Here is a 21,743-nt window from a genome sequence, read left to right as displayed (position 1 = left end):
TTTTCAGATCAGGAGCACACCGGTGCCTGTCGTTTTTGTCGCCGCTTCCAAGCTGCCCACACCTTTTGCGCAATTCACCATGCACGGTTTTCTCGATGAAGCCACCGGTCGCGAGCACGTTGTGCTGAGCCTGGGTGAGATTGCCGACGGTGCCCCGGTACTCGGCCGTCTGCACTCCGAATGCCTGACCGGCGATGCCTTGTTCAGCCAGCGTTGCGACTGCGGTTCGCAACTCGAAGGCGCCCTCAAGGCCATCGCCCGCGAAGGTCGTGGCGTGTTGTTGTACCTGCGTCAGGAAGGACGTGGCATCGGTCTGTTGAACAAGATCCGTGCCTACGAATTGCAGGACGGCGGTGCCGATACCGTTGAAGCCAATGAGCGTCTGGGCTTTGCCGCCGACCAGCGTGACTACGCCATGTGCCTGCCGATGCTTGAGCATCTGGGCGTGAAATCCCTGCGCCTGATGACCAACAACCCGCGCAAGGTCAAAGCCCTGACCGACATGGGCATCGTCGTCGCCGAGCGCGTGCCGCTGCACACCGGCCACAACCCGCACAACAAACTCTATCTGGCGACCAAGGCCAGCAAGCTCGACCACATGATGGGCAACGAGCATCAGGGCGAGGTAGACCGGGCGTGACCCGCGGGCAAGTGCGGCGCCGTCTGTCGGTCGCCTGGTGGAAGTACCTGGCGCTGGCACTGGTGCCGCTGTTCGTCCTCAATGCTGTGTTCGGCGAGAGCGAGGCGATCATGCCGGTGCTGGCGATGCCGTTGTTCATTGCCGGCGTGGCTTCGATGTTTGTCAGTCTGAAGTTTTTTGGTCGCTACAAACATGCGCTGATCGCCACGCAAAAAGCCCTCGATACCCCTGAAGAACCCGCAGCCTGGATTGCCCTCGCGGCGCGTCGCCGCACGGCTTTTCTTGCGGCAGGGCTACCGGCGTGGATTGGCGCACTGGCGGTGTTCGTCGGTCTGGAGGCGGTGCCGCTGATGTTGCTGGCGCTGTCCACGGCGGTGCTGTTCTACCTCTATCGTATCCCGCGTCAACTCGCTTGATGCGCCGCCTGTGGCTGGCGGTTCTGCTGCTGGCCGTCAGCGGTGAAACGCTGGCCGCCCTGCGGGTAGTCAGCCTCGCGCCATCCCTGTCTGAAATCGTGGTTGAGCTTGATTCGGCCGATCTGTTGGTCGGCGTGCTGGATGCCGGTGAGCGGCCATCGGTGATCAAGGACGTGCCTTCGGTGGGTCGGTACGGCCAGCTCGACATGGAACGGCTGCTGAGTCTCAAACCTGACTTGTTGCTGATATGGCCCGGCAGTGTCGGTCCGGCCCAGCGTGATCAGCTCAAGCGTTTGAACATTCCGACTTTCGTTGCCGAACCCCACAGCCTCGAACAGCTGACCGCGCAGATTGAAGCCATCGCGACACAGCTTGGTCGTCCTGAGCGTGGGGTCGAACGGGCCGCCGAGCTGCGGCGCGACCTTGATGAGCTGCGCCACCGCTACCGGCGAGAAGTGCCGCTGCGGGTGTTCTATCAAGTCTGGGACAAGCCGCTGTACACCGTCGGTGGCGGCCAGATCATCAGCGATGCGCTTGAAGTGTGCGGCGCGCGCAATGTGTTCGGCGACCTGAGCCTGCCAGCGCCGCAGGTGAGCATCGAAGCGGTTTTACAGCGTGATCCCGAAGTGATTCTCGCCGGCGATCAGCCACAACTGGACGCGTGGAACGCATGGCCGCAGGTGGCAGCGGTGAAGCACAGGCAACTGCTGTTGGTCACCGATAAAGGTCTGGAGCGCCCGAGCGGGCAGATGATCGAGGCGACCGCCAAGCTCTGCCAGCTGATCGCGCCAGACCGCTGAGACCGAGGTGCATTCTTCGCGAGCAAGCCCGCTCCCACATTTGGAATGCGTTCCCCCTGTGGGAGCGGGCTTGCTCGCGAAGAGGTCAGTCAATGCAGCGCAAGTTCTGGATCAGAGTAGCGGTGTCCAGGTTACCCCGAACATGAACGCCCGACCTTCCTCGCGATAGCCATACTGACTGCGGTCATGGCTGTACAGCGCCCGGCTGTAACCCTTGTCCAGCAGGTTATCGACCTTGAAATCCAGTTTGATTTCGCGGTTCAGCGCCCAGCTGCTGCGTAGTCCGAGCAGTGCGTAACCGCCCAATGGTTGCTGATTGTTCAGGTCGTCATAACTGCTGCTGACGGCCTGCCAACTGGCACCAAGGCCGAGGCGATCAAACTGTCGATCCAGATCCCAGCTCAATGTCCGCCGCGCACGTCGCGCCAGGGTGTGGCCGGTGTCGCGGTCGCGGGGATCGATGATCGCCACGCCCAGGTTGCTCTGCCAGCCGAACAGTTCCTGCTTCAGCGCTGCTTCAAAACCATTGATCCGCGCCGAAGCGACGTTTTCCGGGCGTGAGTTGCTGCCGAAGATGATCGCGTCTTCCAGATCGGTCCGATACAGCGAGGCTTCGAGACGACTGCTGTCGCTCAACTGGCTGCGCCATTGCAGCTCGTAGCTTTTCGAGGTTTCCGGTTTCAGGTCGGGATTGCTGAAGTCCGGGTAATACAGATCGTTGAAGGTCGGTGCGCGGAAGCCTTCGCTGTAGCTGAGCAGCAGATCGTTGTCCGGGTTGACCGGCAAGGTCAGCGTGCCGCTCCAGCTGTTCTGGCCGCCGAACTGCTGGTTGTCGTCACGACGCAGGCCCAATTCGGTGGAGAAACTGTCTGCCTGGAAGCGATGTTGGATGAAGGCTGCGCGGTTCCAGCGGCTGTCTTCGTCGAACGCGGTGCTGCTGTTGATCCGGTCTTCGTACCAGTCACCGCCAAGGATCAGACTGTTTCGCGCATCGAGGGTCAGGTCGTTCTGCCAGGTCACCGAATCACGGTAGGTGTTGAACACCGAGCGTTCGTCGCTGAGCTTGTCGAAAGACTTCTCGCGGTTTTCGCTGTGGCCGAGTTCCAGGCGCGACTTCCAGCGCTCGTTGAGCCGAGCGTCGATGTAGCTGCTGAAACTGCTGACGGTGAAATCGCTGTACGGTTGCTGTTGCACAGAGTCGAAGGTCACCGGGTCGAAGCGCCCGAACGGATTGTCGAACTCGCTTTTGCCCCGGTTATCCAGCAGGTTGGCGCCGACTTCGATGTCATCGGTCAGCGCGTGGCTGAGGCTCAGGCTGATGGATTTATTGCGATAGGCGTCGTGATCGCTGTCGCTGGGATACGACTCGTGGGTGCGGTCGAGGCCGGCGGTTTCATCGAGGCTGGCGCCGAGGTTGAAACGGGTTTTCTCGTCACCGCCGGAAAGACCGACACTGCGTTCCCAGGTCTGATTGCTGCCAAATCCCACATGCATTCGCGGCTGCAAGCCTTGTTCGCCGCCGCGCCGGGTGAATATCTGGATCACCCCGCCAATCGCGTCGCTGCCGTAAATCACCGAGCGCGAACCGCGCAGTACTTCAACGCGCTCGATCTGCTCGATGTTGAGGTGTTGCAGGTTGCTGTCGCCGGAGGTGGAGTTGCCGATGCGCTGGCCGTCGACCAGCACCAGGCTCTGCGCCGATTGTGTGCCACGAATGTAGATCCCCGGCAGGCTGCCGCGTCCGCCGGTTTGCGCCACTTGCACGCCCGGCACCCGTTGCAGCAGGTCGGTGACGCTACGAGGTTGCAGGCGTTCGATGTCTTCGCGGGTGAACACGGTGTTGGCGGCGCTGCTGTCGTTGCGCGCTTCGACCTGGCGGTTGGCGCTGATCAGCACGTCCGGCAGCTTCAGGGCCTGATCGCGTTCGAATGAGTCGGCGAGGGCATTGGCGGAGGGCAGCAGCAGGAGGGGCAGGGCGAGGCGCGAGAGGTTCATCGGAGTCCGTTGGTATTTCTGGTGTGCACAAAGTTTCTAGTGACACAAAACACCGTGGGAGCGGGCTTGCCCGCGAAGGCGTCGGCACAATCAACATTGATGTTGGATGTGCCGGCCTCTTCGCGGGCAAGCCCGCTCCCACAGGGATAGTGTGTTTAGCGAGTTAGCGGCTGAGCAACTCCAGGCGCTCACGCACCGCCGCTTCGATCCCGGCCTCGTCCAGCCCGCACTCGGCCAGCATCTGCGCCGGTTTGGCGTGCTCGACGTAAACGTCCGGCAAGCCCAGGTGCAGCACCGACTTGAGGATGTTCTCGCGGGCGAGGAATTCGCTGACCGCGCCACCGGCGCCGCCCATGATCGCGTTCTCTTCGATGGTCACCAGCAGGTTGTGGCTGTTGGCGATCTCGCGCACCAGTGCTTCGTCCATCGGTTTGACGAAACGCATGTCGACCACGGTCGCGTCCAGCGTCTCGGCTACTTTCAGGGCTTCGGCCATTTGCACGCCGAACACCAGCAGCGCGACCTTGCTGCCCTGACGGCGAACCACGCCCTTGCCGATCTCGATCGGTTCGAGGTCTTTCTCGATGGTCGCGTTCGGGCCGGTGCCGCGCGGGTAACGCACCGCCGCCGGGCCGTTGTACAGGTGACCGGTGGTGAGCATCTTGCGCAGTTCGTTTTCATCGCTCGGGGTCATGATCACCATGCCCGGGATGCAACGCAGGTAAGACAGGTCGAAACTGCCGGCGTGGGTCGGGCCGTCTTCGCCCACCAGACCGGCGCGGTCAATGGCGAACAGCACGTCGAGGTTCTGCACCGCGACGTCATGCACCAACTGGTCGTAACCGCGTTGCAGGAATGTCGAGTAGATCGCCACCACCGGTTTCGCGCCTTCGCAGGCCATGCCGGCCGCGAGGGTCACGGCGTGCTGCTCGGCAATCGCCACGTCGAAGTAGCGCAGCGGGAAACGTTCGCTGAACGCCACCAGATCCGAGCCTTCCTTCATCGCCGGGGTAATGCCCACCAGACGCGGGTCGGCAGCGGCCATGTCGCACAGCCATTCACCGAACACGCCGGAATACTTCGGCCCGCCGGCCTTTTTCGGCGCAGCGGCCGGGGCGTCCAGCGGTTCGAGCTTGGTGATGGCGTGGTAACCGATCGGGTCGACTTCCGCCGGGGCGAAGCCTTTGCCTTTCTTGGTGACGATGTGCAGGAACTGCGGGCCTTTCAGATCGCGCATGTTGCGCAAGGTGGCGATCAGGGTCGGCAGGTCGTGGCCGTCGATCGGGCCGATGTAGTTCCAGCCCAATTCTTCGAACAGGGTGCCGGGGACCAGCATGCCTTTGGCGTATTCTTCGGTACGACGGGCGATTTCCCAGGCCCCTGGCAGGCGCGACAGCACTTTCTTGCTGCCTTCACGCATGCTCGCGTAAGTGCGGCTGGAAAGGATCTTCGCCAGATAGTTCGACAGCCCGCCGACGTTGCGCGAGATCGACATGTCGTTGTCGTTGAGGATCACCAGCATGTTGGCGTCGACTTCCGGCGCGTGGTTCAGCGCCTCGAACGCCATGCCAGCGGTCAGTGCGCCGTCACCGATCACCGCAATCGCCTTGCGATCGCTGTTCTGCAGGCGGGCGGCGATGGCCATGCCCAGCGCGGCGCTGATCGAGGTGCTGGAGTGGCCGACGCCGAAGGTGTCGTACTCGCTCTCGGAACGGCGCGGAAAGGCCGCGATGCCGTCCTTCTGGCGCAGGGTTTCCATGCGCTCGCGACGACCGGTGAGGATCTTGTGCGGATAGGCCTGATGACCAACGTCCCACACCAGCCGGTCGTCCGGGGTGTCGAAGACGTAATGCAACGCGATGGTCAGCTCGATGACGCCCAGGCCGGCACCGAAATGCCCACCGGTCTGGCCGACCGTGTAGAGCAATTCCAGGCGCAACTCATCAGCCAGGGTTTCCAGCTCGGCTTCGCCTAACCGGCGCAGGCCGTCCGGCGTGTTCGCGCGGTCGAGCAGGGGCGTGGTCGGGCGCTTGCGGGGAATCTCATGAAACGTCGTGGGCATCAGGCGAATCGTTATAGGTATAAAAGATGCGGCAGTTTACCTGATGCATCGCCCCCTGCCCACGCGTTGGTCTTTTTTGGCTGATTAGCCTTCAGTTACGCCGATCGACGATATACCGGGCCAGATCACGCAACGGCTCGGCAGCCGCGTCAAACGGTCGCAGCGCGTGCAGGGCCTGATCGCGCAGTTCCAGAGCGTAAGCCTTGGCTGCGTCAAGGCCGAGCAGGGCCGGGTAGGTTGGCTTGTCGCGAGCGATGTCGGCACCCTGGCGTTTGCCGAGGGTTTCGGTATCGCTTTCGACGTCGAGAATGTCGTCCTGGACCTGGAATGCCAGACCGATGGCCTGTGCATAAGTCTGCAGGGACTTCAATTCATCCTTCTCGGCACGGCCGCTGGCCAGGGCGCCGAGTTTGACGCTGACTTCGATCAGCGCGCCGGTCTTGTGCCGGTGCATCTGTTCCAGCGCTTTCTGATTGAGCTTGAGACCAACCGAGCCTAAGTCGATGGCCTGACCGCCGACCATGCCGGCCGGGCCTGCCGCGTGCGCCAGCGCTGTGACCTGTTGCAGACGGATATCCGCGCTCAGGTCGCTCAGGCGTGGGTCGAGCAGGGCGCTGAACGCCAGGCTTTGCAAGCCGTCGCCGGCCAGAATCGCGCAGGCTTCGTCGAATTTCTTGTGGGTGGTCGGTTGGCCGCGACGCAGATCGTCGTCGTCCATCGCCGGCAAATCGTCGTGCACCAGCGAATAAGCATGGATCAGCTCAACCGCACACGCCGCGCCGTTGGCCTGTTCGGCCTTGCCGCCAAGGGCTTCGCACGCCGCGTAGGCCAGCAGCGGACGCACGCGTTTGCCACCGTTCATCACGCTGTAGCGCATGGCTTCATAAAGGCGCGCCAGTTCTGGCAGCGGGGCGTTGAACAGGGTTTCCAGTGCCGCGTTAACGCGCGCCTGGCTGGTGGCCGAATACGCTGCAATCATTCTGGCTGATCCGCGTCGAAGGGTTCCTCGGCGAGTTCGCCATCGCGCTCCAGCAACACCTGCACCTTCTGCTCGGCCTGGGCCAGCGCCGCCTGGCAGTCACGGGTCAGGCCGATGCCCTGCTCGAAAGCGGTCAGCGAGTCTTCCAACGACAATTCACCGTTCTCCAGACGCTCCACCAGCGTTTGCAGGTCGGCGAGGGACTGTTCGAAATCCAGTGCAGCTTTTTTGCGGGCCATGGCGGCTAATTCCGGTTGACGTTAAACCGGCGCGACACTAGCAGATAGGGGGGGTATGGGCAAATGAGCGGGGCGGGTCAACGCCTTGAAATGGCGAAGGCGCTAGCTGATTAACCTGAGCAAAATATGACGGAAAGGGGCTTGTTTCAGAAAGTCTCTCGCCAATTGCGGGTGTTCTTTGAGCAAGCTGACGAACGCTTTTATCCACTTTTCCCGTTCTCGAATGAGTGCTGCACTATGGAGCCCAAGCATATCTCGCGTTTGACGAACCAAATGCCTATTTCTCCTGTTGAGATCGGGCATGGGTTCCAGTGAACCATCTGACGATAAAGAGAACTGCTCATTGCAACCGGGAGCAGGCTCAATCGGGAGAAGCCGATCTCCTTTTCGCTGGCCACATCCGTCTGACCGGATACACCCGTGTGCATAGTTGGTGTAAGAGAAGGTCAAGTGAGGGTGGCCATCACTCCCGCGCTTGGGCTTGATGTGGTCAATTTGACCTGTGTCGGGTTGCAGCGGCATTTCACAGTAAACGCAAAGTCCACCTTGATCATTATGGAGGCTCGCCTTCACGATTTTTTTCACCGGGCGGAAAGCCTCTCCATCAAAATCATCTGGTCCCGCGCCGGGATAAGTTTCGTTGAAATCCAGCAGTGCTTTTGGGGGCGCGGGGTTGTGAGTCAACTCAATCATTACGCGTCTTCCTGACCTGCGCCGCGAGGAACGTCCAGAGCGTCATGTCAGCCTCGGAGATTTCGTAACCAGCGTTATCCAGTTCCTGTTTCAACTGGGTAGCTTTTGGGCTGTTACCGGCACCATCCCGGAACAATTGTTCGTACGCGTGGGCAGTTTCAACGATCGCCATCGGAGGGCGGGTGTTGACATTCATGACGCCCGCCAACGCATCTCCGGATTCCTGTGCCAAGGGACTCATAGCCGGTTGTTCTGAAACCCAGCCTTGCTCGTCCTTGTGAATGACACGGATCTGCTCACGATTCGCCGTCGTCAAGACCTGAGGACTATGTGTGCTAACGATGAACTGAATTTTCGGGAACGCTTTGCGCAGTGCTGCCAGGACCTGTTGTTGCCAGGCAGGATGTAGATGCAAATCGACCTCGTCGATCAGAACAATGCCTTCTGTGAGCAATGGGGCTTGATCCTCAAACTGACCATTCAGGCGCGCGCAGCGAAATGCCATGTCGGCAGTCAATGAAATCATCGCTCGAACGCCATCACTCAGCAGGCTGATTGGCAGAAGCCCATGATCAGGATGAGACATTGCGAGATCTTCATAGCCAAGGCTGTAGTGAAAGTTACTCCAGCCTTCATTCTCCAGAACCAGATTTACTGCATTTTGAATGCCGGTGATTCTTGGCTTCAGATCCGATTGCTCGTAACCCGGCAACTCTTGTTGTTGAAGCAAGGCCATTGTCGCCTTCCGCATCCATTGCTGCATTTGCACAAAATTTGATGCAGAAGACAGGCAGTCTTCATACCCCATGGTTCTGCTGGCACTAACCACCGCTTTTCGTGAGCTGTTGTTGTGTGTGATCCAAAGGCGTCCAGCTGGGTAATAGCTGATTAGCGGCAAAGCAGTTGCAGCCTTGGTTCGTGCTAACTCTTGAAGGTTTTTGCCCCAGTTGGCCAGTGAGGTGGCTTCTTTTGTAGTCGTACGGCTTTTGGGGCCATGCAGTGCTCGTTGCCATTGGATGGCGGGATCATCGAGGACAGCATCAATGATGACTGGAAATCTCTGTTCGTTTTCGAAGCTGTTGCCGAGACGAACGTAACGAGCATCGGTTCGCTCAATGTGCTTGGATTTGCCCATATCGAATGCGCCGACAAATGGCCCGAGCGCGGTGGCAATGGCTTCAAGTATTGTGGTTTTACCCTGCCCGTTACGTGCGGCAATGACCGTCAGCTCAGGATGGAAGTCGATTTCAATGTCTTCAAATCGACGGAAATCCTTTAGTTTCAGTTTGCGCAGCTTCACAGGAGTACCTCTATTTTTCCCGTCCTTGCCGACGGATTTTCTGGCCGTAGTTGACCATGAGATGACATTGAGCTCCAGTCGAAATCTTGAATTGAAACTGGATAATGCTTGGCAGCGCACTTAGTCTGGAGAGTTGATTTGGTAGCGACTGCTCCGCCCTCCTGCGGCTGTCCGTTTCAAACATTTTTTCTTGACCAATTCAGCCAAATGCCTGGTTGCTGTGGCCTTGGACAGTTTTGTTTCCGACTGATACTGCGCCGCACTGATGCCGTGCTCGAAACCACGTTCACCACCGTCGAGCAAACGATTGAGCACTTTTGATCTGCTCCGCCGACAGCCCGGATTCCCGGTGCGCCTGCCAGAAGCGTGATTTTCCCAACACACTTTCAATCCGCGCAATGGCCTGTTGCAGGCTGCGCAGCAAGGTTTGCAGGAACCATGCGAGCCAGTCGGTGATGTCCAGCGTGGCTTTCTGGCTGGATTCGAGAATCCGGTAATAGCCCGCACGATCATCGAGAATGCTGGCGGACATCGCATAAAAACGAATCGCCTGCGCTTCGCCCTGAGCCAGTGCCAGATCGGTGAGAGTGCGGGTAAGACGGCCGTTGCCGTCATCGAACGGGTGCAAAGTGACGAACCAGAAGTGCGCGATACCGGCTCGCAGTAGAGGATCGAGGCCTGCCTGATGCTGACTGGCGTCGAACCATTTGAGAAAACTGTCGAGTTGTCGCTCAAGCCCTTGTCGCGGTGGCGCCTCGAAGTGCACGGTCGGGCGGTCGATTCGCCCGGAAACCACCTGCATCGGCTCATCGCCGCGTAATGAGCCGATATTGATTGCTCGCGAAAGGAAACCACTCTCCTGTTCTGGAAACAGCCATGAATGCCATTCCAGCAATCGTTCCAGCGTCAGCGGTTCGGCAAAACGTTGAGTGGCATCGAGCATCAGTTGCGCCAGCCCCTCGCTGCGCTTGCTGACGTTGTCGCCATCCGGTGATTCCAGCCCCAGACGTCGTGCCAATGAAGAACGCACGGATTCAACATTCAACTGCTCCCCCTCGATGGCCGAGGAGGTCACGATGTTCTGCAGCAACGCGTCCAGCTCAGTCTGGGCGCTCAGTGAATTACCCACTGATCCCGCCATGCCCATCAATTGTCCCTGCGCCTGAACGCATTCGCGCAACAGCGTAGTGAGACGCTCTGCCTGCCAGATGAAGTCGGGCCAATCAGGTTGCTGCCAGATCCAGTGAGTTGCCATGAAATGCCGTTCCTGAGTGCGTGAGCCGAATAGAAGTGCTATTCGGCTCATTTCGTGAGCCGAATATGACGCCTATTCGGCTCACCGTCCACCGGTCGCCGTGATTCCCACCGCAAATCCACATGTATCCGATTGTTAAAAAACTGCCGAATCGCTAACCTTCGCGCCTTCTACGACCCGACAGTCACGGGTCTTTCAGACGAAACGCAGTTTTCAGCGCTGTGAAGTACCGAGGATCGGGTGCAAGGTTTCGTTCAGGCATGGCAGGAGGCATCACATGCGTTCACTTCTTTTGCTGCTGATCGGGTTGGCCTGCGCGCCCGCGCTGCTGGCGGCGCCGAGCGCGGAGCTGTCGGAGCCGGTGGGCGGCTGGCGCTATCACGGGCTGCTCGATCGCACGGAAAACCCGCAAGTCGCCTATCCCACGCCGCCCATCGATCGCGGCATCCAGCGCAATCGCACGATGATCGAGGGCCAGCTCAAGGCCATTGGGCATCTACGGCCGCCGCACAGCCTGGCGGTGAATGGCAATCCACTGAATCTGTACACCGACGACCAGGGCCGTTTCGCCCGGCCGTACGCGTTTGGCGCCGGTTCCAACAGCGTCGAGGTGATCAGCGCCGACGGCCAGTCGCTCAAGCGCGTTCAATTCTACGAAGCCAACCATTTGCGCACGCCGGCGCGGATCCGCGTGGTGCTCGGTTGGGACGACCCTAAAGCCGAACTCGACCTGCACGTCATTACGCCTGACGGCCAGCACGCCTTCTGGGCGCGCCCGGCGATGAGCAACGGCGGCGGCCTCGACCCCGACGGCGTCGATGGCCCCGGCCCGGAAATGTTCACCATGACGGCGCCGCTGCACGGCACCTATCTGGTTTACGTCAACTATTGGGGCAACTTCGGTAACGGCGGCTATAACTTCGAGGAGACCAGCAACCAGAACGAGGTCATCACCTCGCAAATCACGCTGGTGCTCAACGAAAACACCGTCGACGAAAAACGCGAAACGTTCATCGTGCCCCTGCGGGCCATCGGTGATCTGCTGCTGGTCAAGACTTTCAACTATTAAGCATCCCGCCACGGATGAACTCGGGTTCTGGAAAGATGAGCGATAACACTGCTACACCGGCCGCCGTAACACCTGCGGGCAAACCTTCCCGGCGCTGGCCGTTGCTGGCGGTCGGGCTGTGCCTGGTGGCCGGCGTGGCGGGCGGGCTCGGCTGGCTGATGCACAAACCCAAGGCGCCACCAGCGGAGTTGGCCAGCGACAAGCTCGGCCTCAGCCGCCCGGACGCGCTGCTGGAAACCCGCTCCCTGAGCCAGTTGCCCAAGGACCTGCTGACGGTGCCGTTCCTCAAGGCCACGCTCACCGAGGATTTCGTCTTCTATTACGAAACCCACGCCGATCGCCTCGGGCTGATCGGCAGTCTGCGACGGATCATCTACGAGCATGACCTGAAGTTGCAGGACAGCCTGATCGAGCAGCTCTTCGATCAACCGGCAGACGTCGCGCTGTGGCGTGGCGCCGACGGTCGCTTGAAGGATTTCCTGTTGGTGATGGATCGCGGCGGGCTGGCCAAAGTGCTCGAGCCGCTGGCGAAAGTCGCGCTGGATGATTCGCAGTTGAGCGAGTTCAGCACCCTGAAAGTCGGCGGCGATGAAGTGCCGCTCTATCAATTGACCTACAACGCCGGCAAATCCCTGTTGTTCGCCTCCCGTGGCGACAAACTGGTGGTGCTGTCGAATCCGACCAAGTTCTACGACCCTGAAAGTGGTGCTTCCGAAGAGTCCGGCCATATTTCGCCGCAAGCGCTGGCGGCGTTGCTCAACGGTGAAAAACTGTTCCCCGAAGCATTCGGGCTCTCGGCCAAGACACCTGAAACCAAACAGCGCCTGTCGGTCAATTCCAGCGTCCTGGCCATGGGTTACCAGCGTTTCATCCCGAACTTCGCCGGTTTGCGTTTCGACATGGACGACAAGGGCTGGCACAGCTATCTCGCGATGGACGAGCTGGAGAACCAGCCGGACTTCGATTTCAAACCGGTCTGGCAAGCCATGCCGCTGGGCGCCAGTGCCTGCGTGACCCTGCCGGTGGCGGCTGAACCGCAGAAACCGCTGCTGGTGAAGCTCGGCGCCGAAGAAGCGGTGGCGCAGAAACTCACCGAACAGGTGGCCGGCGCGGCGGGCCTGTGCTGGTATGCCGATTCGCGGCTGTACACGCCATTGCTGGTGGCGAGCCTGAATGACGAAGACAACGGCAAACTCGACGCGGATATCGGCACACTGTTCGATTCGATGGTCGGTGCCTACGAAGGCAAAGTCGACGAGCACGCGTTCCCGGTAGTCGAGAAACAGGAAGGCCAGAGCCACCTCTGGCAGCGTCAGATCAGTTCCAACTTCGGTCCGTACGCGGCCAAGGATGCCGAGAACCCGAACGCGATCACCGGCCGTGCGTTCATGAAAGTCAGCCTGGCGCGCCACGGTTCGACGCTGCTGTTTTCCCTCGACGACAAACTGGTCGACAAGGCCCTCGGCACCCTCGACAAACGCTTCCCGCCGATGGCTGACGTACTGCCGAAAGACGTGCTGATGCCGATCTACTTCGGCCCGGATTCAATGGCGCAACTGATCCAGCAGGAAACCCTCGACAGCCTGCCGCAGGACATGGAGCCGGTGTTCTACAACGCCGCGCAAACCTACCTGATCCCGAAACTGCGCACCCTCGGCGGCATGGGCAAATACGCCCTGACCCTGCCCGAAGGCAGCGAGCCTGACGGTCATTGGCAATGGCTGCCGCTGGAGTGGAAAGCGCTGTGACTGGATTGATTCGCAGCCTTGGCCTTCTGGCGCTGTTGCTCAGCGCCGGTGCCCGAGCCGTTGAGACTCCGGCCCTCGATCCGCAGCAGTCCCAGGTGTTTCGCGCCTGGTTCGTGCGCATCGCTCAGGAGCAGTTGAGCAAAGGCCCGAGCCCGCGCTGGTATCAGCAGGACTGCGCCGGGCTGGTGCGGTTTGCCGCCAACGAAGCGCTGAAAGTCCATGATGACAAATGGCTGCGCAGCAATGGCGTGTCCAATCGCTACCTGCCGCCGGAGCTGGACCTCAGCGCCGATCAGCGCAAGCTCGCCCAGCAATGGCAGCAGGGCGGCGGCAAGGTCGGGCCCTACGTCAACGCAATCAAACTGATTCAGTTCAACAGCCATCTGATCGGCCGCGACGTGTCCCAGGCACGGCCCGGCGATCTGATGTTTTTCGATCAAGGCGACGACCAGCACCTGATGATCTGGATGGGCCGCTACATCGCCTATCACACCGGCACGACCACCCCAACCGACAACGGCATGCGTTCGGCAAGCCTGCAGCAACTCATGACATGGAAGGACACCCGATGGATACCCGACGCAGCCAACCCCAACTTCATCGGCGTCTATCGACTGAACTTTCTCTCCCAATGACCGGTGCCCGCATGCTGCGTTTACTGCCTTTTCTGTTGCTGTCAGTCCTGCCGTTTTCGGCCGTGAATGCCGAAGACTCCGTGGAGCCAAGCGGTTATACGCCGGTCTCCGGTGAGAGCTTTTTCCTGCTGGCCGACAGCAGTTTCGCCGCCGACGAACAGGCGGTGGTTCGCCTCGAAGCGCCGGGCCGCGACTACCGCCGTTTCCGCATGGAACCGTACGGCGGCGCCGACATCCGTGTGTACAAGATCGACAAGCCGCTGGACTTCCTCAAGCGCCAGAAGAACCTGCACCGCGTGGTCAGTGACGGCCAGTTCAAGGGCGAAGGCCTGTCGAACACCCTCGCGTACCTGTGGGACAACTGGTACCGCAAATCACGTCGGGTGATGCAGCGTGCGTTCTCCTACGAGTCGCGCCAGCAAGTCACCGAGGAAGTGCCGGAGCTGAAGATGGGCAACGCCATCGCCGCGCCGACGCCGTACGACGCGCAACCGCAGTTCGCCCTGATTCCGGGCCTGCCTGTGGTCAGCCAGTTCCGCTATCCGCTGTGGCGGGCCAAACCGATCCAGCCACCGACAGGCGTCAATCTGGCCGGGTCTTCCAGCGAGTTCGTCAGCGTCGCGCCGGGCAACGTCTACATACCGCTGGGCAATCTGAAACCGGGCCTGTATCTGGTCGAAGCGCTGATCGGCAAGTACCGCGCGACCACCATGGTGTTCGTTTCCAACACTGTGGCGGTGAGCAAGATTGCCGGCGACGAATTGCTGGTATGGGCTGCGCGCAAACACGAAGGCAGCTCGGTGCCGAAGGTCAATGTGCTGTGGACCGACGGCCTCGGCGTGATGAGCAGCGGCGCCACCGACACCGATGGTCTGCTGCGTCTGAAACACGTCAGCCCCGAGCGTTCGTTCGTGATTGGCGAGGACGAAGAGGGCGGCGTATTCGTTTCGGAAAACTTCTATTACGACAGCGAAATCTACGACACCAAACTCTACGCGTTCACCGACCGGCCGCTGTATCGCCCGGGCGACTGGGTGTCGCTGAAAATCGTCGGCCGCGAATTCAAGAACGCGCGGGACTCGGTGTTGCCGGGGGCGGCGGACGTCAATGTCAGCGTGCTCGATGCCACCGGCACCGAGTTGCAGCGCCTCGACCTGAAACTCGATTCGAAGGCCGGCACCCAGGGCCGTTTCCAGTTGCCGGACAACGCGGTGGCCGGTGGTTACGAGCTGCGTTTCAATTACAAGGATCAGGCCTACAGCAGTGCGTTCCGGGTGGCGGAGTACATCAAGCCGCACTTCGAAATCTCGCTGAATCTGGCCAAGCAGGATTACCGCACCGGCGAGCCGGTGAAAGGCAGCCTGGTGCTGCTGTACCCGGACGGCAAACCGGTTGCCAACGCCAAACTGACCCTGAGCCTGCGCGCCCAGCAACTGTCGATGGTCGACAACGAGCTGCAATACCTCGGGCAATTCCCGGTCGAGCTGACCAGCACCGAACTGACCACCGACGGCAAGGGCAACGCGACCCTCGACCTACCGGCCGCCGACAAACCGAGCCGCTACATGCTCACCGTGTTTGCCAGCGATGGCGCGGCGTATCGGGTCAAGACCACCAAGGAAATTCTTATCGACCGCGGCGCCGCCAGCTTCCGTCTGACTGCGCCGCAGCGTTTCAGCGCGGTCGGTGACAAGGTCGCGTTCAGCTACGCCAACGAGGGCGGCAGTGAACAGGCCCAGGCCGTGGTGCCGAGCGGCTATAGCTGGGTTCGACTCGAAGACCAGACCACCGGCGAAGGCAAACTGGCGGCGAAAGACAAAGGCTTCAGCGTGACGTTCGACCGTCCGGGGACCTACAACCTGTCGCTGAAGGATCAGCACGGTCGAGTGCTTGGTGCGACCGGTCATTCGGTCACCGGCGACGGCGTGAAGGCTGTGCCGGGCACCGTGGAAATCGTCCTCGACAAACCCGAGTACAAAGCCGGCGACGAAGCGCTGGCGCTGATCACTTTTCCCGAGCCGGTCAGCGATGCGCTGCTTTCGCTGGAGCGTGACAAGGTCGAAGCCACCGCGCTGCTGGCCAAGGGCGGCGACTGGCTGAAACTGGAAAAGCTCAGCGATACCCAATACCGCGCACGCATTCCGGTGAAAGACAATTTCGCGCCGAACCTGACGTTCTCCGTGCTCTACACCAAGGGCGGTCAGTACAGCTTCCAGAACGCCGGGATCAAGGTGGTTGCGCCGCAGATCGACGTGGCGGTCAAGACCGACAAAGACACCTATCAACCGGGCGATACCGTGACGGTCGACCTGACCACCCAGTTCGCCGGCAAGGCTGTTCCGGCGCACCTGACGGTCAGCGTGGTCGACGAAATGGTTTACGCGCTGCAACCGGAAGTCGCGCCGACCATCGACCAGTTCTTCTACCACCCGCGCCGCAACAACGTGCGCACCAGCGCCAGCCTGTCGTTCATCAGCTACGACGTGGCATTGCCGGGCAGCCCCGGCGCACCGGGCAAGGCCAACCGCAGCGAACGCGGGGTGAAAGTGCTGGAGCGGCCGCGTCGCGAAGACGTCGACACCGCTGCGTGGCAGCCAGAGTTGCTGACCGACGCCGACGGCAAAACCCGCTTCACCTTCAAGATGCCGGACTCGCTGACCCGCTGGCGCATCACCGCGCGGGCGATTGCCGATGACGGTCAGGTCGGGCAGAAGAAGCAGTTCGTGCGCTCGGAGAAACCGCTGTACCTGAAGTGGAGCGGGCCGAGCAAATTCCGCAAGGACGATCAGCCACAACTCGGCGTGTTCGCCTTCAGCCAGGCCGAGAAACCGGTCAAGGCTGAGCTGGTGACGCACTACGCCGGCGCCGAACAGCGCTTGCCCGTGACCCTCAACAACGGCATCAACTACCTGCCGCTACCAGCGTTCGCATTGGCCACCGGCGAGTGGACCGCCGAACTGGTGCAGGACGGCAAAACCGCCGACGCCCTCGCGGTACGTCTGACCGCAACCGGCGAAGGCTGGCAAGTGACGCAGACCCAGAGCCTGGATGTGGCCAGCGGCGACACACCGTTGACTCTGCCGGCGGACGCCACCGACATTCGCCTGCGTCTGGATGACAGCCCGCAAGCGCTGTTCCGCTCCGCCCTCGACGATCTGCTGAGCTATCCGTATGGCGGCGTCGAACAGACCGCCAGCCGCTTGCTGCCGCTGAGCATCGCTTATCCGTCGCTGGCGTCGAGCCCGCAGATTCGCGACCGCTTGCGCCTGATCATGCAGAACAGCCGTCTGCGCCTGGTGCAAATGGCCGGGCCGTCGGCGAGCTTTACCTGGTGGGGGTTCGACGGTGAACCGGATGCGTTCCTCACCGCTTACGCCTACTACGCCGACTGGAACGCCAGTCAGGTGCTGGATCTGACCCTGCCGCCGGAGCATTGGCAGCGGGTGCTGGAGGTTTACGCCAAGCAGGCGCCGAACACGCCGTTGCTGCAACGGGCGCTGATCCTGTCGTTCGCCAAACAGATGCACTTGCCGGTCAACACGCTGCTTAGCGGTTTGCTGGAGGATCTGGCCAAGGCCGGGGAAGGCAATGCCGAAACCCTGATGGACGACGGCGAAGACAGTCTGGTGATGGGCGATCCGGATTCGGCGCTCGGTCTGGCGGCGGCGCGGGTCTTGACCGCATCGCTGGCCACGCAGTCGAAAGTCGCTTTGCCGGATGCGTTCAATCGTCAGCTGGGTGCTGCGCAACAGCGCTTGTCGGTCAGTTCGCAGCCGTTTGCCGAAGCGCTGAACCTGTCGCTGCAACCGTTCGATCAGGCTCGCGCGACAGCGTTGTTGCAACGCCTGTTGCCACAGCAGTCGACCCTTGAACGTGCGCTGGCGCTGACCTGGCTGCAACGCAGCATCGCCCAGGCTTCGCCGACCATCGCGCTGGCACCGGGCGACGGCTGGAAGAAAAACTACGGCGCGACCGGCGAGATGTACTGGACGTGGCAGGGTGCGACACCGGTGCCGAGCGTGTTGTCGGTGTCGGGCACTCAGGAGCGTCCGTTGCGTGCGGCGCTGAGTTTTCAGACCCAGCAGCCGGCGGTCGATCCGATGGCCGTGACCATCACTCGTCGCCTGTCGCGTCTGGTGCCGGGTGATGAAGCCTTCACTTTCAAACTGGAACCGGTCGGTAGCAAGCCGTTGTCGAGCGACAGTCTGTATCTGGACGAAGTGATCCTCACCAGCAAAGCGCCGAAACCGCTGCGCTACGGCATGCTCGAAGTGCCGCTGCCACCTGGCGCGGATGTCGAGCGCACCACGTGGGGCATCAAGTTGCAGGGCAAGGACGGCACCGAGCCGACTGCGTTGGAGAAGGCGCGTTTCGAACCGGGCCAACTGGCCTACGCGGTGCCGGTGGATGCGCTGAGCGGTGAATTGCGGCTGCGGCATCTGGTGCGCTTCTCGCAGAAGGGGCAGTTCAACCTGCCGCCGGTGCGTTTCACTCAGGTCTACGCGCCGCAGCATCAGGCCCGGGAAGCGAAAGCGGCCCTCGGTCAGGTCACGGTCAACTGACATGACCCGGCCGCTGCTGTGGCTGCTGATGTGTGTGATTCCTGCGCTGGCGACGGCGCAGAATGAACCGTTGCGCGTGGCCTACAAGGGCGAATTGCTGTCGTTGAACACCACGCAACTGACTGCTCGCGAGCCGTTGCCTGCATCGCTGGATACGCCGCTGGGCAGTCTGTGGAAGGTGTTCGTTTACGCGTGGCTGGTGGATACCGGTGCGCGGGAACCGGCTTATGAATGTCACGGGCAGTCGAAGGAAGAAGTCTATTGCTGCACCGCGGGCGGGAAGATCGAGCGTGATCAGGCGCTGGTGAAATCCTGCGGGCTGTATTTCGAGCCGGCGCGGTTGGGCATAGCCGCGGGCGACTGGAAATCCTATTGGCAGGCGCGACAGGCGCCGTCGTGGTTGCTGGATCTGCCATCTGTGCAACCGGCTACTCGGGTATCCGTGGCTGATTTGCTGAAGGTTTTATCCAGGTTGCCGGCTCAGGATCAGATGCGCCGTGTGCTGCTCGATGTGGTGCTGAACGCGGCGGACGGCAATGTCGTCGGTGAACTCGGCGGACGCTTGCGGGTGAAAACCTGGAGCTGGCTCGGCGATCAGGATCCGCAGTCACGTCAGGGCGGATTCGCCGGCTGGACGGCGGACGGCTCGCCGATCTGGGCCAGTGGCCGGGGCACCAGTCAGATGGTTCTGCGGCATTACGGTTCGGCGTTGGCGACGGTGTTGCCTGCTTCCTGGCCAGCAGAAGCCGGGCGCTGCGTTGAGGTCGGACTGTTCTCGCGTTATCCGGTTTCACGGGTTCTGGCGGGTGATCGGGTAGTAAGCTCCGGCCCGTTGCAAGGCGATTACCGCGTCGAATTCGCCAATGGCAATGCGCTGGATATCCACAGCGACGGCGAACTGTTTCTGCTCAACGACAAACTGGTTGCCCGGCTGGATCGCGAAGAGTACGTCGCCCGTGTGCTGGAGCGTGAAGCGAAACCCGAACCCGCCGAAGCCGCCAAAGCGTTGGCCGTGGCGATCCGCACGTATCTGCTGCAAAACGCCACGCGTAATGGCGAATGTTTGAGCATCGACGACAGCAGCACACGCCAGCGCGTCGCCCCGCGTCCGGCCTCCGTCGAATCCCGCAGCATCGCCGCATGGACGGCGGATCTGGTGTTGGCCGGCAGCACCGTCACCTATCACTCCGATCAACCCGGCCCCGACAAACTCGCCTGGCAGCAGGCCGTCGAGCAAGCCAATGCCGGCCAGCGTTACGACGCCATTCTGCTGCACGCCTATCCGCGCGCGAGCCTCAGTCGTTGGGACAACCCGGTCGCCTCCTGCGAAGCACTGCCCGCCGCTCAAGACTGGCTGCAAAAGCAGCGGCGCGGCTGGCGTCCGAGGCTGGAAAGCGAAACCGGCTACAACGAAGTCAGCACGTTCGCCGTCTGCAAACTCGCCTTCGGCCGACCCTTCGTCGATCGCGAACGCCAGCGCATCTACGTGCGCGGCGTGCTGTCCTTGCAGGACCGCCTCGACCTGACTCACGAATACCTGCACCTGGCCTTTGAAGCACACCCCAACGGCCAGGATGAAACCTATATCGAAGGGCTCGCCCGTCACCTTTTGCTGGAATAGACCATGACACTCCGTTATCCACAGGTCTTGCTGTTGCTCTGCGCCCTCAATGCATGGCCGATGGCGATGGCTGCCGACAGCGTCAAACTCGACACCCCGGTCGGCGGCTGGCGCAGCGGTGCGCCTGAAGGCGAGGGCGAAAGCTTCCGCCAGACCGTCAACTACCCGGCCTCCTCGGTAAACACTCCGCTCGGCCAGGCCAACACCGCCCGCATCAGCGGCGAAATCAAAGCCACACCGAAAAACAAAGAGCCCGGCCGCCTGATCGTCAACGGCGTCAGCATGCCGCTGAAAATCGACGACAGCGGCCGCTTCGATCGCCCGTTCTCGTTTCCCAACGGCAGCAACAGCGTCGAAGTCCGCAGCCCGGATGGTCAGCAACGGCACCGCACGCAGTTCCTCAACACCAGTGGCGGCGCTACTCCGGCAAAACTGCGGGTGTTGTTGGCCTGGGACAGTGATGGCACCGACCTCGACCTGCACCTGATCACACCCGACGGCGCACACATCTGGTACGGCGACAGGGTCGCCCCCAATGGTGCGGCTTTGGACGTCGACGTAACCACCGGCTACGGCCCGGAAATCTTCGCCATGCCGGCGCCGATCAAGGGGCAGTATCTGGTGTATGTGAACTACTTCGGCGGTGGCTATCGCGGGGATGACGAAGGTGGGGAAGAGGCGGTGCAGCCTTTGACCACGGCGCAGGTTACGGTGATTACGGAAGAGGGGACGCCTAGCGAGAAGATGGAGACGTTCCTGGTGCCGATGCGGGCGGTGGGGGAATTGACGTTGGTGAAGTCGTTCAGTTATCCGTGACGGTAATTGGGGCAGCAGGTTGCTGCCCCAATTTCAGAATCAATCCTGATGATTAACTGGCTCAGGGTTGGGACGACAATCGATCCTGTGCAGCGTCATAAGCCACCTCTCGCTCTCTCTTTCCGATAGCGACTACGAACACCACAATTTCGAGATCAATCACCTGATAAATCAGGCGATATCCAGCGCTTTTCAGCTTCACCTTGTAGCAATCTGGCAGCTCGCGAAGCCTGTTGGCTTCTATGCGAGGATTTTCGAGAACCTCGGAGAGTTTCTTTTTGAACTGCTCGCGAATTGTATCGCCCAGCTTGTTCCATTCCTTCAATGCACGACGATCAAACTCAAGGTTATAGGTCATCCAGACTTACCTTGACTCGCTGAGGAGCGGCAAGACGTTCAGTGACCACGGCGATAAGCGCTTCATCCTCTTCACTGAGCAATGCCGCTTTGAACGGCAATTTGCCCCGGTCCGCGACGTATTGAAGCGTTTGGCGCAGAAGCTCTGAGGGCGAAAGCCCGAGCTTTTGCAGCTCTGCGAAGGCGCGTTTTTTCAGTTCGTCGTCGATACGAATGTTGATGGATGCCATGATGGATTACCTGTAATGACGTTTGTCTTTACGGTACAAGCGCGTTTGGTATCCGGCAAGCGGCGATTCAGAATTCGGACGATAGGCATTGGCTTTTGGCAGGCATTAAAAAGCCGGCTTGTGGCCGGCTTCTCGGGGACGGGCTTGGTTTATTTTTGGTAAACCGCGCCAGCCTTCAAAACGTACATCCGGATCTTGCGTCCGGCTGTGGGACTTGGTCAGACAGTGGTCTGCCGCGTCAGGCGTCATCTGGGCCGCTTGGCGGGTCGATGCGCAAATGTGGGGCGCAGGATACTGAGTTTTGTTGGGGATTCCCAGTGCGAAGT

Annotated in this window: 17 protein-coding genes and 1 pseudogene; 9 read left to right on the top strand and 9 right to left on the bottom strand. The window is 61.0% G+C overall.

The window, feature by feature from the left end:
• Positions 1–22: 22 nt before the first annotated feature.
• The 3 genes from ribA to CAF63_RS19670 are packed head-to-tail and all read left to right on the top strand — an operon-like array spanning position 23 to position 1,856.
• Complete coding sequence (ribA, locus tag CAF63_RS19680; protein ID WP_007955551.1) at positions 23–640, top strand: GTP cyclohydrolase II; 618 nt, start codon at positions 23–25, stop codon at positions 638–640.
• Positions 637–1,056 carry an MFS transporter gene (locus CAF63_RS19675; protein WP_085688001.1) on the top strand — a complete coding sequence of 140 codons (420 nt, stop codon included), beginning with the start codon at positions 637–639 and terminating at the stop codon, positions 1,054–1,056. Before ribA ends, CAF63_RS19675 begins: the two co-directional genes overlap by 4 nt.
• Entirely contained in the window at positions 1,056–1,856 is an 801-nt protein-coding gene (locus tag CAF63_RS19670) for a cobalamin-binding protein (protein ID WP_085687999.1), read from the top strand. Before CAF63_RS19675 ends, CAF63_RS19670 begins: the two co-directional genes overlap by 1 nt.
• Before the next feature lie 111 nt (positions 1,857–1,967).
• Here CAF63_RS19670 and CAF63_RS19665 read toward each other — a convergent pair whose 3' ends face one another.
• The 7 genes and pseudogenes from CAF63_RS19665 to CAF63_RS19635 form a co-directional block, all read right to left on the bottom strand.
• A complete protein-coding gene (locus CAF63_RS19665; RefSeq protein WP_085687997.1) occupies positions 1,968–3,851 on the bottom strand; it encodes a TonB-dependent receptor domain-containing protein in 1,884 nt (627 codons plus the stop codon).
• A gap of 163 nt (positions 3,852–4,014) precedes the next feature.
• Positions 4,015–5,913, bottom strand: a complete 1,899-nt coding sequence (dxs, locus tag CAF63_RS19660) for a 1-deoxy-D-xylulose-5-phosphate synthase (RefSeq protein WP_085687995.1) — start codon at positions 5,911–5,913, stop codon at positions 4,015–4,017.
• A gap of 91 nt (positions 5,914–6,004) precedes the next feature.
• Complete coding sequence (gene ispA / locus CAF63_RS19655) at positions 6,005–6,892, bottom strand: (2E,6E)-farnesyl diphosphate synthase (RefSeq protein ID WP_085687993.1); 888 nt, start codon at positions 6,890–6,892, stop codon at positions 6,005–6,007.
• Positions 6,889–7,131, bottom strand: a complete 243-nt coding sequence (locus tag CAF63_RS19650; protein ID WP_007894317.1) for an exodeoxyribonuclease VII small subunit — start codon at positions 7,129–7,131, stop codon at positions 6,889–6,891. Before CAF63_RS19650 ends, ispA begins: the two co-directional genes overlap by 4 nt.
• A 102-nt stretch (positions 7,132–7,233) precedes the next feature.
• Positions 7,234–7,824: a retron system putative HNH endonuclease gene (locus tag CAF63_RS19645; RefSeq protein ID WP_084777013.1), complete on the bottom strand. Its 591-nt coding sequence runs from the start codon at positions 7,822–7,824 to the stop codon at positions 7,234–7,236.
• Positions 7,817–9,124: an AAA family ATPase gene (locus CAF63_RS19640; RefSeq protein WP_064382206.1), complete on the bottom strand. Its 1,308-nt coding sequence runs from the start codon at positions 9,122–9,124 to the stop codon at positions 7,817–7,819. The genes CAF63_RS19645 and CAF63_RS19640 overlap by 8 nt, the downstream gene beginning before the upstream one ends.
• Positions 9,125–9,244: 120 nt before the next feature.
• Positions 9,245–10,379, bottom strand: a pseudogene (locus CAF63_RS19635) (Fic family protein).
• Positions 10,380–10,656: 277 nt separating this feature from the next.
• Between CAF63_RS19635 and CAF63_RS19630 the strand changes: the two are divergent.
• From CAF63_RS19630 to CAF63_RS19605, 6 genes are read left to right on the top strand one after another with little or no spacing between them, the layout of a single operon-like run.
• On the top strand, positions 10,657–11,448 hold the full coding sequence (locus tag CAF63_RS19630) for a YfaP family protein (protein WP_085687991.1): 792 nt from the start codon (positions 10,657–10,659) through the stop codon (positions 11,446–11,448).
• A 35-nt stretch (positions 11,449–11,483) separates the two neighbouring features.
• Positions 11,484–13,196 carry a DUF2138 domain-containing protein gene (locus CAF63_RS19625; protein ID WP_085687989.1) on the top strand — a complete coding sequence of 571 codons (1,713 nt, stop codon included), beginning with the start codon at positions 11,484–11,486 and terminating at the stop codon, positions 13,194–13,196.
• Positions 13,166–13,831 (top strand): DUF1175 domain-containing protein, encoded by a 666-nt coding sequence (locus tag CAF63_RS19620; RefSeq protein WP_041475438.1) that lies wholly within the window; start codon positions 13,166–13,168, stop codon positions 13,829–13,831. Before CAF63_RS19625 ends, CAF63_RS19620 begins: the two co-directional genes overlap by 31 nt.
• Positions 13,828–18,393 carry an alpha-2-macroglobulin gene (locus CAF63_RS19615; protein WP_085687987.1) on the top strand — a complete coding sequence of 1,522 codons (4,566 nt, stop codon included), beginning with the start codon at positions 13,828–13,830 and terminating at the stop codon, positions 18,391–18,393. The genes CAF63_RS19620 and CAF63_RS19615 overlap by 4 nt, the downstream gene beginning before the upstream one ends.
• Position 18,394: 1 nt before the next feature.
• Positions 18,395–20,014 (top strand): DUF2300 domain-containing protein, encoded by a 1,620-nt coding sequence (locus tag CAF63_RS19610; protein WP_085687985.1) that lies wholly within the window; start codon positions 18,395–18,397, stop codon positions 20,012–20,014.
• A gap of 3 nt (positions 20,015–20,017) precedes the next feature.
• Positions 20,018–20,830: a YfaP family protein gene (locus CAF63_RS19605; RefSeq protein ID WP_085687983.1), complete on the top strand. Its 813-nt coding sequence runs from the start codon at positions 20,018–20,020 to the stop codon at positions 20,828–20,830.
• A 61-nt stretch (positions 20,831–20,891) separates the two neighbouring features.
• Here CAF63_RS19605 and CAF63_RS19600 read toward each other — a convergent pair whose 3' ends face one another.
• Together CAF63_RS19600 and CAF63_RS19595 are read right to left on the bottom strand one after the other, a co-directional pair.
• Positions 20,892–21,188: a type II toxin-antitoxin system RelE/ParE family toxin gene (locus CAF63_RS19600; protein WP_085687981.1), complete on the bottom strand. Its 297-nt coding sequence runs from the start codon at positions 21,186–21,188 to the stop codon at positions 20,892–20,894.
• The gene (locus CAF63_RS19595) at positions 21,178–21,417 is read right to left on the bottom strand and encodes a type II toxin-antitoxin system RelB/DinJ family antitoxin (RefSeq protein ID WP_085687979.1); all 240 of its coding nucleotides are present in this window, start codon (positions 21,415–21,417) and stop codon (positions 21,178–21,180) included. Before CAF63_RS19595 ends, CAF63_RS19600 begins: the two co-directional genes overlap by 11 nt.
• Positions 21,418–21,743: the final 326 nt, after the last annotated feature.

It is taken from the genome of Pseudomonas sp. B20(2017) (assembly GCF_002113125.1).
Taxonomy (GTDB): Bacteria; Pseudomonadota; Gammaproteobacteria; order Pseudomonadales; family Pseudomonadaceae; genus Aquipseudomonas.
Note: the sequence above shows the minus strand (reverse complement) of the source record. Positions and strands in the feature narration are given on the sequence as shown.

Excerpts from the sequence above, each read along its gene's own strand:
- CAF63_RS19605 (WP_085687983.1), top strand. The coding sequence starts at position 20,018 with ATGACACTCCGTTATCCACAGGTCTTGCTGTTGCTCTGCGCCCTCAAT.
- CAF63_RS19615 (WP_085687987.1), top strand. The coding sequence starts at position 13,828 with ATGACCGGTGCCCGCATGCTGCGTTTACTGCCTTTTCTGTTGCTGTCA.
- CAF63_RS19600 (WP_085687981.1), bottom strand. The coding sequence starts at position 21,188 with ATGACCTATAACCTTGAGTTTGATCGTCGTGCATTGAAGGAATGGAAC.
- CAF63_RS19630 (WP_085687991.1), top strand. The coding sequence starts at position 10,657 with ATGCGTTCACTTCTTTTGCTGCTGATCGGGTTGGCCTGCGCGCCCGCG.
- CAF63_RS19620 (WP_041475438.1), top strand. The coding sequence starts at position 13,166 with ATGGCTGCCGCTGGAGTGGAAAGCGCTGTGACTGGATTGATTCGCAGC.
- ispA (WP_085687993.1), bottom strand. The coding sequence starts at position 6,892 with ATGATTGCAGCGTATTCGGCCACCAGCCAGGCGCGCGTTAACGCGGCA.
- CAF63_RS19645 (WP_084777013.1), bottom strand. The coding sequence starts at position 7,824 with ATGATTGAGTTGACTCACAACCCCGCGCCCCCAAAAGCACTGCTGGAT.
- CAF63_RS19665 (WP_085687997.1), bottom strand. The coding sequence starts at position 3,851 with ATGAACCTCTCGCGCCTCGCCCTGCCCCTCCTGCTGCTGCCCTCCGCC.
- CAF63_RS19610 (WP_085687985.1), top strand. The coding sequence starts at position 18,395 with ATGACCCGGCCGCTGCTGTGGCTGCTGATGTGTGTGATTCCTGCGCTG.
- CAF63_RS19670 (WP_085687999.1), top strand. The coding sequence starts at position 1,056 with ATGCGCCGCCTGTGGCTGGCGGTTCTGCTGCTGGCCGTCAGCGGTGAA.
- CAF63_RS19625 (WP_085687989.1), top strand. The coding sequence starts at position 11,484 with ATGAGCGATAACACTGCTACACCGGCCGCCGTAACACCTGCGGGCAAA.
- CAF63_RS19595 (WP_085687979.1), bottom strand. The coding sequence starts at position 21,417 with ATGGCATCCATCAACATTCGTATCGACGACGAACTGAAAAAACGCGCC.
- dxs (WP_085687995.1), bottom strand. The coding sequence starts at position 5,913 with ATGCCCACGACGTTTCATGAGATTCCCCGCAAGCGCCCGACCACGCCC.
- CAF63_RS19650 (WP_007894317.1), bottom strand. The coding sequence starts at position 7,131 with ATGGCCCGCAAAAAAGCTGCACTGGATTTCGAACAGTCCCTCGCCGAC.